Source organism: Ruegeria sp. AL11 (genome assembly GCF_056540865.1).
The window spans coordinates 77,184-91,715 of sequence record NZ_JBQFXO010000013.1 but is presented as its reverse complement, the minus strand read 5'-3'; the positions used below and the strand labels follow the sequence as shown (position 1 = coordinate 91,715).

14 protein-coding genes and 1 pseudogene are annotated in these 14,532 nt (G+C 52.6%); 6 read left to right on the top strand and 9 right to left on the bottom strand.

Translation table 11 applies throughout. The features are described from left to right. Window positions 1-2 precede the first annotated feature (2 nt). The 3 genes from ACR0IP_RS20205 to ACR0IP_RS20195 form a co-directional block, all read right to left on the bottom strand. Window positions 3-401 (bottom strand): RidA family protein, encoded by a 399-nt coding sequence (locus ACR0IP_RS20205; protein ID WP_480527545.1) that lies wholly within the window; start codon window positions 399-401, stop codon window positions 3-5. A gap of 108 nt (window positions 402-509) precedes the next feature. Then, window positions 510-887, bottom strand: coding sequence for a nuclear transport factor 2 family protein (locus ACR0IP_RS20200; RefSeq protein WP_480527543.1), 378 nt, complete (start codon window positions 885-887; stop codon window positions 510-512). Beyond that, window positions 884-1,723 carry a PhzF family phenazine biosynthesis protein gene (locus tag ACR0IP_RS20195; protein WP_480527541.1) on the bottom strand — a complete coding sequence of 280 codons (840 nt, stop codon included), beginning with the start codon at window positions 1,721-1,723 and terminating at the stop codon, window positions 884-886. Before ACR0IP_RS20195 ends, ACR0IP_RS20200 begins: the two co-directional genes overlap by 4 nt. A gap of 123 nt (window positions 1,724-1,846) precedes the next feature. Here ACR0IP_RS20195 and ACR0IP_RS20190 point away from each other — a divergent pair, with 123 nt between their 5' ends. Further along, the gene (locus ACR0IP_RS20190; RefSeq protein WP_480527539.1) at window positions 1,847-2,299 is read left to right on the top strand and encodes an Lrp/AsnC family transcriptional regulator; all 453 of its coding nucleotides are present in this window, start codon (window positions 1,847-1,849) and stop codon (window positions 2,297-2,299) included. Between the two features lie 22 nt (window positions 2,300-2,321). On the opposite strand, the gene ACR0IP_RS20185 is transcribed toward ACR0IP_RS20190, so the two are convergent. Beyond that, on the bottom strand, window positions 2,322-3,221 hold the full coding sequence (locus ACR0IP_RS20185) for a LysR substrate-binding domain-containing protein (RefSeq protein WP_480527537.1): 900 nt from the start codon (window positions 3,219-3,221) through the stop codon (window positions 2,322-2,324). Between the two features lie 330 nt (window positions 3,222-3,551). On the opposite strand from ACR0IP_RS20185, the gene ACR0IP_RS20180 reads away from it, so the two are divergent. Continuing rightward, a complete protein-coding gene (locus ACR0IP_RS20180) occupies window positions 3,552-4,379 on the top strand; it encodes a GNAT family N-acetyltransferase (RefSeq protein WP_480527535.1) in 828 nt (275 codons plus the stop codon). 17 nt (window positions 4,380-4,396) lie between these two features. Then, on the top strand, window positions 4,397-4,993 hold the full coding sequence (locus ACR0IP_RS20175) for an NUDIX domain-containing protein (protein WP_480527533.1): 597 nt from the start codon (window positions 4,397-4,399) through the stop codon (window positions 4,991-4,993). An 89-nt stretch (window positions 4,994-5,082) separates the two neighbouring features. Here the strand turns inward: ACR0IP_RS20175 and ACR0IP_RS20170 are convergent, their stop codons facing one another. After that, window positions 5,083-5,445, bottom strand: coding sequence for a VOC family protein (locus ACR0IP_RS20170; protein ID WP_480527531.1), 363 nt, complete (start codon window positions 5,443-5,445; stop codon window positions 5,083-5,085). Window positions 5,446-5,716: 271 nt separating this feature from the next. Between ACR0IP_RS20170 and ACR0IP_RS20165 the strand changes: the two genes are divergently transcribed. After that, window positions 5,717-5,947, top strand: a complete 231-nt coding sequence (locus ACR0IP_RS20165; RefSeq protein ID WP_480527529.1) for a hypothetical protein — start codon at window positions 5,717-5,719, stop codon at window positions 5,945-5,947. A gap of 124 nt (window positions 5,948-6,071) precedes the next feature. On the opposite strand, the pseudogene ACR0IP_RS20160 reads toward ACR0IP_RS20165, so the two are convergent. Both ACR0IP_RS20160 and ACR0IP_RS20155 read right to left on the bottom strand, forming a co-directional pair. Continuing rightward, window positions 6,072-6,779: pseudogene (locus ACR0IP_RS20160) on the bottom strand (IS6 family transposase). Between the two features lie 56 nt (window positions 6,780-6,835). Next, window positions 6,836-7,624 (bottom strand): hypothetical protein, encoded by a 789-nt coding sequence (locus tag ACR0IP_RS20155; protein WP_480527527.1) that lies wholly within the window; start codon window positions 7,622-7,624, stop codon window positions 6,836-6,838. A 430-nt stretch (window positions 7,625-8,054) separates the two neighbouring features. On the opposite strand from ACR0IP_RS20155, the gene ACR0IP_RS20150 reads away from it, so the two are divergent. Together ACR0IP_RS20150 and ACR0IP_RS20145 are read left to right on the top strand one after the other, a co-directional pair. Beyond that, on the top strand, window positions 8,055-9,431 hold the full coding sequence (locus ACR0IP_RS20150) for an ammonium transporter family protein (RefSeq protein WP_170375263.1): 1,377 nt from the start codon (window positions 8,055-8,057) through the stop codon (window positions 9,429-9,431). 252 nt (window positions 9,432-9,683) lie between these two features. Then, window positions 9,684-10,850, top strand: coding sequence for a cytochrome P450 (locus ACR0IP_RS20145; protein ID WP_480527525.1), 1,167 nt, complete (start codon window positions 9,684-9,686; stop codon window positions 10,848-10,850). Here the strand turns inward: ACR0IP_RS20145 and ACR0IP_RS20140 are convergent. Both ACR0IP_RS20140 and ACR0IP_RS20135 read right to left on the bottom strand, forming a co-directional pair. Then, window positions 10,847-12,160: an NAD(P)/FAD-dependent oxidoreductase gene (locus ACR0IP_RS20140; RefSeq protein ID WP_480527522.1), complete on the bottom strand. Its 1,314-nt coding sequence runs from the start codon at window positions 12,158-12,160 to the stop codon at window positions 10,847-10,849. The genes ACR0IP_RS20145 and ACR0IP_RS20140 overlap by 4 nt on opposite strands. Beyond that, a complete protein-coding gene (locus tag ACR0IP_RS20135) occupies window positions 12,157-14,529 on the bottom strand; it encodes a trimethylamine N-oxide demethylase (RefSeq protein WP_480527520.1) in 2,373 nt (790 codons plus the stop codon). Before ACR0IP_RS20135 ends, ACR0IP_RS20140 begins: the two co-directional genes overlap by 4 nt. Window positions 14,530-14,532: the final 3 nt, after the last annotated feature.

The window sequence follows — 14,532 nt, the reverse complement described above, 5'->3', positions numbered from 1 at the left end:
GGTCAACGTGCCGCAGTTACTTCGATTTCAACGAGAAGATCTGGCGCAGCGAGGGCCGCAACGACCAGAGTCGTCACCGCTGGCGGATGTCCTTGGTTCCAACGGGCCAGGCGCAGTTTGGAAAGCTCGGGCAGGAAAACCGCGTCGGTGACATAGTAAACAACGCGCAGAATGTCGGACGTATTCAGATCGCTGTCTTTGAGAAGTGCCTCAACGTTGTCCATCGCTTGATGGCATTGCTGCTCGAATCCCGTATGGGTTTTGCCATCCGGCGAGACGCCGATTTGCCCTGACAAAAATAAAAATGACTGCGGAGCAGTGATCTGGGTGCCGTGCACATAGATACCTTGATACTGTTCCGGTACAGCGCGCAGCGAAGCCGGAGCCAAACGTGTGATCATTTGATTTCCTTTGCACGTTCGTAGTATTGCCGCCGAAAACTTGGACCAAGTCGAAAATCAGCGCCAACAAAACATCAGGGCCTGACATCATTGGTTGTTTTGGCTGGCTCAGCTCTGATCGGTAATACTGACGATCCGACCGTCTTCGACGTGGAACGCGGATGCGCCCTGGAACCTCAGATGCTGCCCTGCTTTCCACCCGTTGGGAAGATCGGTTGAAACCACCGCTGAATAGTGGATCTCAACCAAGGTGACGGTTCCGACCGTTATCATGTTTGTCACCGCTTGATGACGAGTTTTGAACGCTTGCACGCCGGCAGAGGCTAAATCGGAAAAGGCTTGTTTTCCTGACGTTTCAACCGTGACGTCTCCGTCGACGATGTTTCGAAACACCACGTCGTCAGAAAGGCAAGCGATCATGCCGGCCACATCCATCTGGTTGTAAGCCGCTATGTAGGCTGCAATTACTTCGGGAAGGTTGCTCATAATATGTCTCGCGCAGTGCCGGATACCCGTACCGAGTTACCTTTAACATCATCCAACGACACATGGATCAAGGATGGGCTGCCCATGTCTTCACCCTGGCGGATCGTGAATTCACCCCCATGTGGCCAGTTGCTATCACGCAGGTACCCTGCAAAGGCCGCCGCCGCTGCGCCCGTTGCCGGGTCTTCCAGAACTCCCCCCGAAGCGAATGCATTGCGTGCAACAAATGTCTGATCGGTCTCAATGAAAACGAGCATCACAGTGACCAGATTATGATCGCGCATCACTTGCCGCCCCTTGTCGAGATCATATGACATGTTGGCTAATCGGCTTCGACCTTTTAATGGCACTACAACGTGATCAGCACCGCCATGAATGTGAGCCGGGGCAAGGCGCGGATCGAGGTCGTCCGCCGTCAGATTAAAGAGCGCCAGGATATCGCGCGTTTCAGTGTCTGCCAGTGCGCGGCTCTTGGTCGGTGGTGATGACAGGGTAGCCACCACGCCGTCGGGTGTCGTGTTCGTGTCTACCGTGATCGTGGCATCGTTCAGGGCCAGTGAATAAGTTCCAGCCCCACTGTGTCGCCCGAGCGCGGCGCCCAAGGCAATTGTCGCATGGCCACAAAATGGAACCTCAGATTCAGGGGAGAAATAACGAACGCGCCAATTCTTTCCTCCGTCATCCTGCGCGACGGCAAACGCAGTCTCTGAATACCCGACCTCAGCTGCGACCCGGGCCATTTCCTCGGTACTTGTATCGCTATCCAATAGCACGACACCCGCCGGATTGCCGCCTTCCGCTCCTTGGCTAAATGCCGCGATACGCTGGATATCCATGTCTGTCTCCTTGGTTCTGCTGGCAGCAAACTATCGGAAGGCACTGGGTTCTGTCCCAGCATTGGCGAAGGGAATTTCTGAATCATCCTTTCACATCGTTGCCCAGTTTCTTACACTTCCTTCATGTCAAAAGAACTGGATCAAACAGACCACCGAATCGTAGAACTTCTCGACTGCTTTGGCCGTACCAGCCTCGCAGACATTGGAAAGAACGTAGGTCTTTCTGGCCCTGCTGTCGGGGAACGTCTACGCCACCTTCAGGAAAGCGGGTTCGTTACTGGCTTCGGTGCCCGGATCGATTTGCAACGTTTTGGCTATACAATCCAGGCTTTGGTCAGGATCAAGCCAAGAAGCGGGCAGCTTCACATTGTCGAGAAGATGATCGAGGAGCAACCTCGTTTTATGTCATGTGACAGGGTCACTGGCGACGATTGTTATGTCGCACGGCTGCTTTTGAAAGAGATCAGCGAACTCGACGATATCCTTCTGCCCTTCCACGACCGGGCCGAGACCAACACGTCCATCGTAAAATCTTCGATCTTCGAGCACAGATTGCCGCCCCTCGACCAGCCCTAGACATCGGAACTGCTTTTGGCATCTAGGATCGCCAGTCCTTGGTCTTTGCTTCCAGCCATTTCCTGAACCGCCGTATCTTCTGCGAATTGCGGTGACTCTCGGGGTAGACTAGCCAGTAGCCTGACCCATCTTCACAAGTCAGATCGAAAGGTTGGATCAGCCGTCCGCTTGCAAGCTCGTCCTTAAAAAACGCGGGGGTCAGCATTGCAACACCCTGGCCAGACATGGCGGCGTTAGCTTCCAATACCTGCGGGCCGAAATGTTGGCGGACCTCATCTGACAGTTCCGGCCTCTCCAATCCCGCCTCAGCAAACCAACGGTTCCACCAGGGATCAGAGGGCGACAGGATGTGAAGGCGCATTAGGTCCTTAGGGTCATGAACGCCGCCTATGCTTTCAGCCAGATCCTTGCTCAGCATTGGGGTGAAGCGGGTCTGAATTAGCAAATGACTCGAAAGCCCGCGCCATTTGCCTTTGCCGCCACGAATGGCGACGTCGAAACCGCTGGAGTTAAAATCAGTCAGGGTTTCACTCACTTCTACCCGCACCGCTATGTTGGGATTTTCCACCTGAAATCCCCCCAGGTGCCGCGCAAGAAAATTGGTGGCAAAAGTTGGAATGACACTGATTGCGAGCGTTTCCTGAGAAACGCCTTTGGCCTCGTCAAACGCGTCACTCAGAACGTTGAGTGCTTCGGTCGCCTTTTCTGCGAATCCAGCCCCAATATCTGTGAGAGATACTCCGCGTGCTTCGCGACGGAAGAGTGGTGCGCCGACCCGTTCCTCTAGGATCTTGATCTGATAGCTGACAGCAGCCTGGGTCATCCCAAGCTTGTCCGCCGCAACCGTGAAGTTCTTGGTCCTCGCTGCCTCCTCAAAAACCCGAATTGCAGCCAATGGCGGTAGATCACCTCGGGAAGCCATTCAATTTCCTTATGCTCTTTGGCTCTGTTTTGTTTGTTTTACAGCCCTCAAACCAGCCAAACGTATGAGAGCCATCAATTCACCGAATGTGAGGACCATATGAGACTGCTCACGTATTTTCAAAACTTTCTGACTCGGGGTAATGCAACCTACCGGGACAAAGCTGTTCACCTAGGCGAGTTTCAACACTGGTCGGGCCACATGAAAAGAGACATTGGCATGGATTACCCAGCGCCGCCGGAAAGGTGTTACTTTCAAAGATCATCCTGGTAATGCGAAAGCGCCGCTAAGTCAGAAATGTTGTTTCAAACTCTTGCAAGTGGACAGTTTATGAACACAAAGATCGTATCGGCTGAACACGTCTCACTCGAGGAATTGCGCTTGGCAATGAACAGTGCGTTTTCGGACTACGCAGTTCCAATGCAACTGACCCGGCCGTCATTTGCATTCATGTTGAAGCAGAGGGGATTTGATCGCCGAGCCTCGCGCGTTGCGCTTGTTGAAGGGCAAATCGCCGCCATTTGGTTGGTGTCTTTGCGTGGTCGCCACAGCTACCTCGTTGCCAGCGGTACGGTTCCTGCGTTCCGACGGCTGGGATTGGCTCGGAGATTGGCGGATGATTGCCTTGTGCACCTTCGACAACAAGACACGGTAAGTTTCCAGACCGAGGTAATGGCCGATAACAGCAAGGCATATGAGTTGTACGCCTCTCTGGGAATGAAAGCTGCCCGGACTCTACAGTGTTATGACGTTCCACCGCTGCCGAGTACCGATGCTCCTGGTATGGTGCGAAAGGTACCCTGGAGAGAGATTCAGAGCGACGCCACCGCAATGATCGAATTGGAACCCTCCTGGCAAAACGACATCGCGTCCGTCAGCGCCGTAGCTGATGAAGCACAATGCTGGGCCATTTCCGATAACCTTGGTCTGGCGGCCTATGCGGTCATTTTGCAAACAAACAATACCCTTGCCCAAATTTGCGTTCGCCAAGACCGAAGACGCGAAGGGATCGGCCGCTCATTGCTCCACACATGTCAGGCTGGCGGCACGCTTCGCCTCCTCAACATCGACGTCACATCAACAGAGTTCCAGTCGTTTCTTGGAAGTGTCGTAGCTGTACCGACAGTCCGCCAATTTGAATTGAGTATGAACCTATGACGAATCGGAGCGGGAAAATGCCCGAAAGCCGGATTTTTCGACCGATTTCAGAACAAATTCTGGCAAATGATTGGGGCGTTCTAACCAAATACGAGTTTGAATTGCGTCGTCAGGATGGTGAATGGCAGCGCCAAACGCGAGAAGCCTATGATCGCGGCAACGGGGCGACTTGCCTGTTGCACAACCCAGACACAGACCAAGTATTGCTCACGCGTCAGTTCCGATTGCCAGTTTTCCTCAATGGAGGGTTTGATGGGTTGATCGAAACCCCCGCCGGGTTGCTTGACGGCGCTCAGGCCGATGAGCGAATGCGTAAAGAGCTTGAAGAAGAAACCGGCTATCAGATCGACAGTCTCATTCACTTGTTTGACGTCTATATGAGCCCAGGCTCAGTCACGGAGTATCTGTCTTTCTTCAAAGGCACCTATTCAAGCTCAAATCAAACTGGCTTAGGGGGAGGTTCTTTCGACGAAGGCGAAGATATTGAAGTTATGCACATTCCACTAACGGACGCGATGCAGATGATTGCCGAGGGCGAAATTCGGGATGCAAAGACCATCATTCTTCTTCAGCATCTGACGCTCGAAAAACTGACGGGCACCGGCGACAATTGAGAACACTCAACTTTTGTGAAACCAAAACCAAAAGTCCCAAGAAAGAAAATTCGAGCATTGCGAAGTTTCATGATGGCTTACCTTGGAGGCTAAGCTGGCTCCCAGAGCTCTATTGGATTTCCTTCCGGATCATTGACCCATGCGAACTTGCCATTCGGATAGGGTGAATCTGGATCTCGGCGGACTTCCACACCCTTAGATTCGAGCTGTGCGATCATTCTATCGATGTCACGAACACGAAAATTCAGCATAAATGCCTTTTCCTGATTCCCGAAATACTCTGTTACTTTTTCGAACGGGGCAAACACTGTCTCGCCTGCTTCTTGCGTCCAACACGGCGTTTCATAATCATTGGGAACGAGATCAATTCCCAAATTGTCACGATACCAAACGGCCAAGGTGGCAGGGTCTTCTGCCCGAAAAAATCCTCCAAATCCTAATACTTTTTCCATCGTCGAATTCAAACCCGATCATACCTTCTTAGCACACTACTGCAAACCGTGAGATTTGATAAGCGGCCCAAAGCGGCCATTTTGACAAGCCTTCGCTAACGACTGCTGAAAGCCCAAATTTGCAGTTTCTCCGACTATCAAACGCGACAGCTATGCGGATGCTTCAACCTGGCATCCGTTCGGCTAAGTGTGCCAGATTGACGCTTTTTTCAGTCAACTGTGGAAATCGATTTTCAACGTCTAACTTCCCTTTAGTCACGAGGAGTAGAAAATGAAAGACAACTACGATTTCCAGACCGCTGACGAAGCAACGAAGTTTCAACAAGATAAAAACCGACAAGAGAAGTTAAAAAGGCGCAACGGAATTGTGGCAATGGCAGTTTTTGCACCGCTTTGGTCCGCTGCCGATCCACGAAGCAAGCTCTATCAGTTCCAGCGTTTCGCTCCACTAGTGTTTTTTTCCATACTGATCACCTTTGTCTGTTTTGAAGCGCTTTCATAGACGCGATTGTTTTTCGTCAGTGGTTTTTGAGAAAGATGGAGCACAGGGATTTGTCGCGGAGAACTTTCACCGGTGCTGCAAGACGAATTCGAACCAGCCTTAGTTTGCCGCAGAAACCACGAACCTATCCAGAACAAAGCTGACGCCACGCACTAAGAGCGGCGCCGCGTGTTAACTTGAAGGTGTCTCGGCTGGCTAGCGATCTTTCCTGATTGAAGTGGTTGTAGACGGAAGAGTGGACGGAGGCGAATTTCTGCAAACTTCGCATGCGCCTGAAACGCTGCATCGCGCGCTCGCGTCGTCGAAACGGGAGGTGCGAATTCTCGACGCGGTTGTTGAGCCCCCTACCCGTCCTTTGTTTTTCGATAGCGCCAAGCTCTCTGAGAGCGGCCCGCTACGATGCGAAGCGATCCGTGACGACGGCTTCCGCCTTACCGTGTCGCTTCATTAATTTCTTGAGGAATTTCAGTGCTGCAGCTCTGTTTCGGCGTTTGGTGACAACGGCTTCCAGTAACTCGCCTTCGTGATCAACGGCCCGCCAAAGATAATTGCGCTTGCCATTCACCTTCATGAAAACCTCGTCCACATGCCACGTCCATTTGCAGTATGCTCTCAATTGCTGAACACGCTTTCTTCGGATTTCAGCAGCAAACATCGGGCCAAACCTGTTCCACCAATACCGTACAGTTTCGTGACTCACGTCGATGCCTCGCTCGTGCAACAAGTCTTCGACATTCCGAAGCGAGAGCGGGAAACGGATGTACAGCATCACTGCAAGGCGGATGATCTCGGGGCTAGTTTTGAAGTACTTGAAGGAGGCAGGTTTGGTCATAGGCAAAAGCTACGCAACACCCCTGCCCGCCTCAAGCAAAGTTCTTCTGACAAAACCTAATGAACGTCTACGACTCCAAAGCGGTAACGTGTACCATCGAGTTCGAATCCTAGTTCATATCGGGCTGCAACTGTTGAGATATCAACAAGCTCAAAAGCGCCTTCAATGAGCGTAAGAAAGTCTCCCGGCAGTCTTTTTGAACCTATTTCAAGTGAAAACCGACACAAAGCCCCCCCACCAACATTCTCCACGCTGGATACCTCCAGACTTCCGAATTTAAGAATCCCGTTTTCCACAACCACAGAGACTCTCTTTCTCAAAAGCCGCGCGTTTTCGTAGACTAGGACCTCAACTTCCTCAATCGCCAAGACAATGGGCAAAATTCTTAGGGCAGGTGGCCGGTTTTGTTCCAGCGCAATCTCGCTTTCCTTCACTTTCTGGTATGCCGAATTTGCCGATAGTTTTTTGTTTTCCTCACATGTGCTGTCGTTTATGAGCGCCATCAAAAGCTCAAGACTTCTTGGTTTCAATTCTCGAAACTCGCTGTCTCCTTTCGCGCTGGAAATCCCTCGAGAATCCAGCAGGATGTCAATGCAATCAGAAACCATTGCAGTTAATTGAACCAATAATTCAGCGACCTGCTCCTCTACATCAGGTATCGTGGGAGCCCCAATCTCCGTTGTGTAGTGAATTTTTTCGTTAATTTCTCCGGGCTTCGGTGAGGCACGCACAACTGAGATGTCTAGCTTTTCAAGAGCCAAAGACTTTCGGATGCTCTGAAATATCCGTTCACCTTCCAGCCGCTTTCTTTCTAACGTGCTGATTCTAAGAAGTATTTCTTCCATCGCCGACCCAAAGACACAGTTTTAGTTCGCGCAATCGTTTTATCTGAGTTCTTCCAAATGACAACGTTGCACTCAAAACATGAAGTCAATTTAGCCTGAAGGAACGGCATCGGGTATGTCCAATTTGTGCCGAAAAATTGACTGCTAGCGCGGATTGAAAAATCACAAAATTCGGGAACGTTGTAGCTTGGAGATGAACCCAATCGGGTTAGCAAGACTTGAATTCACAACGCCACAAGGATTCACAATAGACATAGAATTTACAGTCACCTGTTCCCAAGCGTCATTCTGCCCGCTGTTATTTGGTTTAGTTTTGGATCAATTTTTTTACTTCTGGTTTCGAATTGGTTTAGTGTAGCATTTTGTCGCAGACTCTTGAAACTTGTCTGCGGTGAACAAGCACGGTCGGGAACCAAGCAAGGTTGGGAACATGGAAGAGCAACTAGCAGAACTGGCGGCCAAGGTCGCGGAACTGGAAGCATCGACTTCTGTAACGAACACGATGTTTGCAGAAACCTACTATTACCTCACGATACCATTAATGGTCATCATCCATGCAGGGTTTTTGGCATATGAGATGGGCGCATCGCGCCAAAAGAACGTGCTTGCTTCGGGAATAAAAAACATTCTCGCCTTTGCGTTCATGATGCCCACCTTCTACTTCTTCGGGTGGTGGGTCTACTGGGGCTTCCCAACCGGGATCACTTTCTCCGAAGGTGCCATGGGGATCTCAGGCGCCACATACGCGTCGTTCGCTTGGCCATGGTCCGATAGTGCTGGCCCCAACCTAGACGATCAGTCAACCGGTGTGTTCTGGGGCGCATTCGCTTTGTTCGCGGCAACCACAGCATCGATTTTCTCGGGCGCGGTTATCGAACGGATCCAAGTTGTGGGATTTGTAATCCTAGCAGTCGTTCTGGGCTCTTTCGCGTGGGTTGTCGCTGCGGCTTGGGGCTGGCACGCAGACGGTTGGTTGGTCACCCAATGGGGTGTACACGACTTTGGCGCGGCAGGGTTGGTTCACGCAGTGGCAGGTTTCTTTGCTCTTGGTGTGCTCATCAACCTCGGTCCGAGAATTGGCAAATTCAATAAGGATGGAACGGCCAACCATATCGGCGGTCACAACATGCCGTTCACAGTTACAGGCCTGATGCTGATCATCGTTGGCTTCTGGGGATTCTTGATGGCCTGCGTAATCGTTCCAGGCGAGGCCTGGAGTTGGTATGCTGATAAAGCCACTACCATCTATGGCACGCCGATGACACTGAGCTCGCTGGCTTTCAACATTTTGATGGGCATGTCAGGCGGAATCATTGGTGCATGGGCAATCGCTAGGGACCCGTTCTTCATGATGTCAGGCGCCCTCGCAGGCATCATCGCAACCGCCTCAGGCTTAGACGTATATGACCCATCACTGGCGTTTGTGATGGGCTTTGCTGGCGGTGCTCTGCTTAAGCCTTGCTATACATGGCTTGAGAACCGGGGCATCGACGACGCTGTCGGAGCGGTGACCGTTCACGGCACCATTGGCCTGTTCGGTCTCATCATGTTTGGCATCTGGGGTGCAGGACTGCCTGCAATTCAAGGAGACGACGTCGCGACCGTTTCGCTGCTTGGCCAAATAGTCGGCGCCGTGGTCTTTTTCCTCGTGGGTTTCGTGCCCGGGTACGTCATCAGTTGGGTACTCAACAAAATGGGAATGCTGCGCGTCACTGAGGAAGCCGAGATAGCGGGCCTCGACCTAACGAAAGTGCCAATGCAGGCGTACCCCGAAGGTATTACACCTTCGGCCAACCCTGCCGAGTAATGTTTACAATAGGGAGACGAAGTAATGGGATTTAGCCTAGCAAACGTGGATGAAATGAGCGGTCCGATCTTTATGGGTGCTGGAGGTTCCACACCGATGCTCTGGTTCGTACTTGCGGTTCTAATTTGCTTGTTTGCCTTGTGGAGCGGGCAAAAGCACGAACACGATGCTTACAAAAGACTAAAGGAATAAACGCAACCTTGCTAAACGGAGGGCCGCACGAAGTGTGCGGCCCTTTCTGATTGGGAATCAATGGATCGAACTCTTCCCTTTCTTGACGTCAAGAAGCCGGGGTTTTCCACAAGATCTCCGGAAGTACATACCGCGCGTGAAGCATCCTGGTGCGCTGAAACGCCGTTCGGCTATGCAGTTCTTCGGCACCGCGAAGCCGGTATGATTTTGCGAGACCGTAGGTTCCGTCAAGGCAGCTACGCTTGGCCAGAAACGGTTGGGCTTGAAGGCAGTTTTGCAGAGTTCTGGAAACGCAGTATCATCTCGCTGGAGGGTGAAGACCACGCCGCGTTACGGAAAATCGCCCAGAATGCTCTTGCAAAGGAACATATCCTCGCACTGGAGCCCACATTCACCAAAATCGCTGAAACACTATGTGAATCCCTACGGGGATCAGGTCCTTTTGAAATAATTGATCGCTTCACCGAGCCGTTCGCGGGACAGGCTATTACGGCGCTTCTGGGACTACCGATTCAAATGTCTGAACGACTTGCGGCAGATGCAACGTGTCTTGGGCTTGCGATGGGCCCTGAAGCAGTCCGCTACCAAACTGAGGTTAACGCATCGGTAGATCGGTTAACGGAACTGGCAATCAGATTAATCGATGCACCCCCGCGCGACAGTTTTGTAGCTCGCCTGATGTCAGAAGAATACGAAGATCGTCAGGCATTAGTTGATCTGACCGTAATTTCCATCTTTGGCGGTGTGGATACTACCCGCGCCCAATTGGCATTCGCAGCGCATCTGTTCTCGCTGTATCCAGAGCAGTGGGCCTGGCTACGGAACAATCCGAAAGCGGTTTCAGACGCAATCGACGAGATAATCAGGATGCGCCCTACAACGACTTGGGCGACCCGCGAAGCCTTGGAGGATGTCACTATTGGTGATGTCTCAATTCGTTCGGGTGAAACCGTTCACATTTTAGTACATGCTTCTGCGACTGACCCGAGAACTGGTCACAATGGCCAATTCGATGTTCGCGTCCGTCGAAAGTCGCATTTTGGTTTTGGAGGGGGCGCGCACCACTGTCTTGGACACTTGGTCGCAAGAACAGACATGATGGCGGCGCTGAACGTCTGGTTGCGTCACTGGGAAACTATTGAACTTGCGGAAGAACCGGTTTTTTTGCCTGACAGCGGCAACACCAGCCCGCTACGGATGTCCGTCTTACCCACCTGGGCGAATTAGCGGTATGCGTTTCTGTCCTCACTTCGATCTACCCAGTGACGGTACCACAGATCAACTGGACGCAAGAAATGAGGCGGACCACCACGATGGAACCAACGCGAAGAAAGACTCGTTTGCGAAAATGCTGTTTCACCGTCTAGCGCGCCCACGGCGCGTAGGGCTGCCTTGCGACCCAGCCATGGGGCCAAAACAGTTCCGCCGCCGGAGTATCCCATAGCATAATGAATACCGTTTCGCTCGCCGACATGTGGTAACTGGCCAAAGGAAAAACCCGTGTTGCCGGTCCAGACATGGGATAATCGAACTCCCCGTAGTTTAGGCCATATCTCAATCATTTTCCTGTGCAGACGGCGCGCCGCCGTAGAAAGGTCGATATCCACCAATGCTGCGCGACCACCAAACAAAAAACGGGATCCATCAGATGACACCCGGAAGTAGCAGTGGTGTCTTCTTGTTTCTACCATCATGCGGCGACCGGGTGCTAGCGCCTGTATTATCTCAGGCGCCAACGCTTCTGTTGCTATGATAAAACTCGGCACTGGAAAGACACGACGGTTGAACCATTTGAACTGCCAACCTGTATAGCCATTGGTTGCGAGGATAATGTTGTCGACGGAGATGCTCCCTTGCGGTGTTGAAACACGCCAAGTTGCTCCTGCCTTTTGAATATCTACCGCCGGGCAATTCGAAAGGACAGGAACGCCCCGGCGGGATGCAGCACTCAACAAACCGAGCAGATACTTCGCAGGATGCAACGCGCCGTGTGTTGGGAACAGGATCGCTCCCTTATAGAGCGGCGTCACTATATTGCTCGGCAACTCATCGCGGCTCAGAATCATACACGGCCCACCGCCTTTTTCCGAAACCTGCTTGGCCAACCTTTGTTGCGCCGCGAACTGGCCCGAAGTGTAGGCCAATTGAATGCGCCCGCATTCTTCGTAGTCACAACTAATTTGCTCTTTATTTAACAGGTCTTTGACCCACCTCAGCGCATCTGAAGCCTCCGAGAACAGAGCGTCAGCGACCAGCGGGCCATAGCGTTTTGCCAACGTGTCCCAGCCGACACGCGGGTGGGCTCCTAGCATACCTCCGTTTCGGGTCGAAGCACCCTGTCCTGGCTGACCGCTGTCTATGACCAAAACCCGGGCGCCTGCATCATGCGCCGCAATGGCCGCAGACAATCCAGTGTATCCGGCACCAATTACAAGAACATCCGTTTTCTTTGGTAGCCTGCCTTCAGGAGAGGGCCACGCCACACCATCCCACCAATAAGGACGCCCCGGAACAGCATCCTGTGTGAACAGGTTCAACCGTAGTTACCTTTCACCCGCTCTTTTTCGGGGTCGAAATGAGGGAACGTTACAACACGAGCCTTCAATCGCTTTTGCTGGCCGTCAAGCTGGCCGATTTGGATTTCGGTTCCGATCTCGGAATGTGCAGTTGCAACTCGGCCAAGTGCGATCACCTTTCCAAGTACCGGCGACTTAACGGCAGAGGTGATTTCGCCGACTTGCGCCTTGCCAATCCGAACGCAATCGCCGGGCGAGGGCACCGTCCCTCCTTCGATCTCAAATCCGACAAGTTTTCGGTGCGGATGCGCTTTGCGCTCTTCCAATGCAGCGCGACCAATAAAGTCATCTTCCTTTGACTTCAGTGGCACTGTAAAGCCGATACCGGCTTCAAACGGGTCAGTCGTGTCGTCAAATTCGCTTCCTGCGAAAATGAGTCCTGCTTCGATCCGCATCATGTCCAGCGCAGCCAGGCCCAACGGCGCGAGATCATATTCCCGACCGGCTTCCCAGACAGCGTCGAACACCTCGACCGCATCCTTTGGATGGCAGAAAATTTCGTAGCCCAACTCACCTGAATAACCGGTTCTGGAAATCACAACCGCAGTTCCGGAGTAGTCGCCAATGCGTGCGATTGTCATGCGGAACCAGGGCAGTTCCTCTACGGATGGTTGGGTTGGCGGCGTCCAAAAGACTTTCGTAAGAATGTCCCGGGAATGGCGCCCCTGCACAGCAATGTTGTGAAGCTGATCTGTTGATGGCCGCACCCAGGCGTTCAGACCCCGCTTGGCGGCCTGTTCCTTGAGCCACAACCCACTTGTGTCGTTGCCCCCTATCCAACGGAAATTGTTGTCCCCCAAACGATAGATCGTTCCATCGTCAATCATCCCGCCGTGCTCGTAGCACATAGCGGTGTAACTGACCTGCCCGACACTAATTTTCTTGACGTTCCGCGTAACGCAGGCCTGCATCAGCTCTTCTGCGTCTGGCCCCGTCACTTCGTATTTCCGCAGTGGCGACAGATCCATGACAGCTGCTTTTTCACGCACTGCCCAATACTCTGCAATGCTTCCAAGCTTGGGGATCGTGTTTGCAAGCCAGTAACCATTATATTCTACGAAGTCTTCGGTGTGGCGTGCAAAGCACTCATGGAACGCGGTTTTCTTTGTCTCTTCCACATCCGCCTCCGCAGATTTTCTATAGCCAACGGATCTCTTGAAATCCTCGGTGGCTCTGTATGTGCGGACCTGGATATCCGTCGGGTTCCATCCATTTGCCGGATCGACATCGCATGGGCACGCGGTGCTTACGCAAACCAGATCAGACAATGCTCTGAGCAACACAAAATCGCCGGGCCGCGACCAGGGATCGTCCATCCCTATCGCGTTTGTATCGTCGAGCATCGTGTTGAAGAAGAAATTGATCGCTGGCCAGCCTCCGCGCGGCCGAATGTTGAATCTGGCCAGATCCGCGTTCATGTTGTCCGAGCAATTGATATGCCCTGGGTAGCCGAGATCCTCATAGTAGCGAGCGGTACAAGCGAGACCAAACGTGTCGTGACGTCCGCAGGTGTCCTGTACGATCTCAACCAGCGGCTCCTGATCAACGGACCAGTATTTCGAGAAAATTCCCGGGTTGGGGTAGAGGCTTCCCATTAAGCTACGGGTTGTGGTCGGGTCTATCTCGCGCTCAAGGCCGTTGTCGAGCGCCCGCAACGAAAAGGCCTGAAAGTCAGAACATTCCCTGCCCTTCACGTCCAAAATTTGGATGTACTCACCTTTTTTGACTTCATAGGCCGACGCGTGCCCTGGTTGGATGTTAAGGTCCTGCAAGGGATCGGCCAGCGGATCGGGTGGTCCGACCGTTTCTTTGGCCTGTTTTGGGTCGGCTCGGCGGATGTACAAGACAAGTTCGGTCGTTGCGTTCTGGGCCTCTGGGCTCATCGGCTTGCCCGGAGCTGCGCAGATCAATAAACCATCGCATTCCGCGGTAAAGCTTGTCGTATCCCCGGGCTTTGATCCTTCGGAAAAAACACTTACCGCATCCCCAGTTTCAATGTTGAACCCTGATGCTGCCAGCGCTTTGAGCACATTTGCACCGGAGCGTGAACCATTTGCCAGCGTTTCAATCGTTGAGGTGGGCCGTCCCTTGCCGATGGCCCCAAGCATCGCCGCATCCGAAGTTCGGTCGGGTGCAAAAAACACCAGTTCTCCTTGCTGGAGACCTTCTTTGTCGACGATGCTAATCTCGTCGCCGCGAAAGACCGGAACCGCTCGTGATCCGCCTCCTGGAACAGGATGTCGCTCAACACCATGTGGCAATATCGGGAGACCCGGTGAGACAATCCCACGTCTTTCCCAAGGATGCTCGATAAACTCTGGCTTGTTCATATC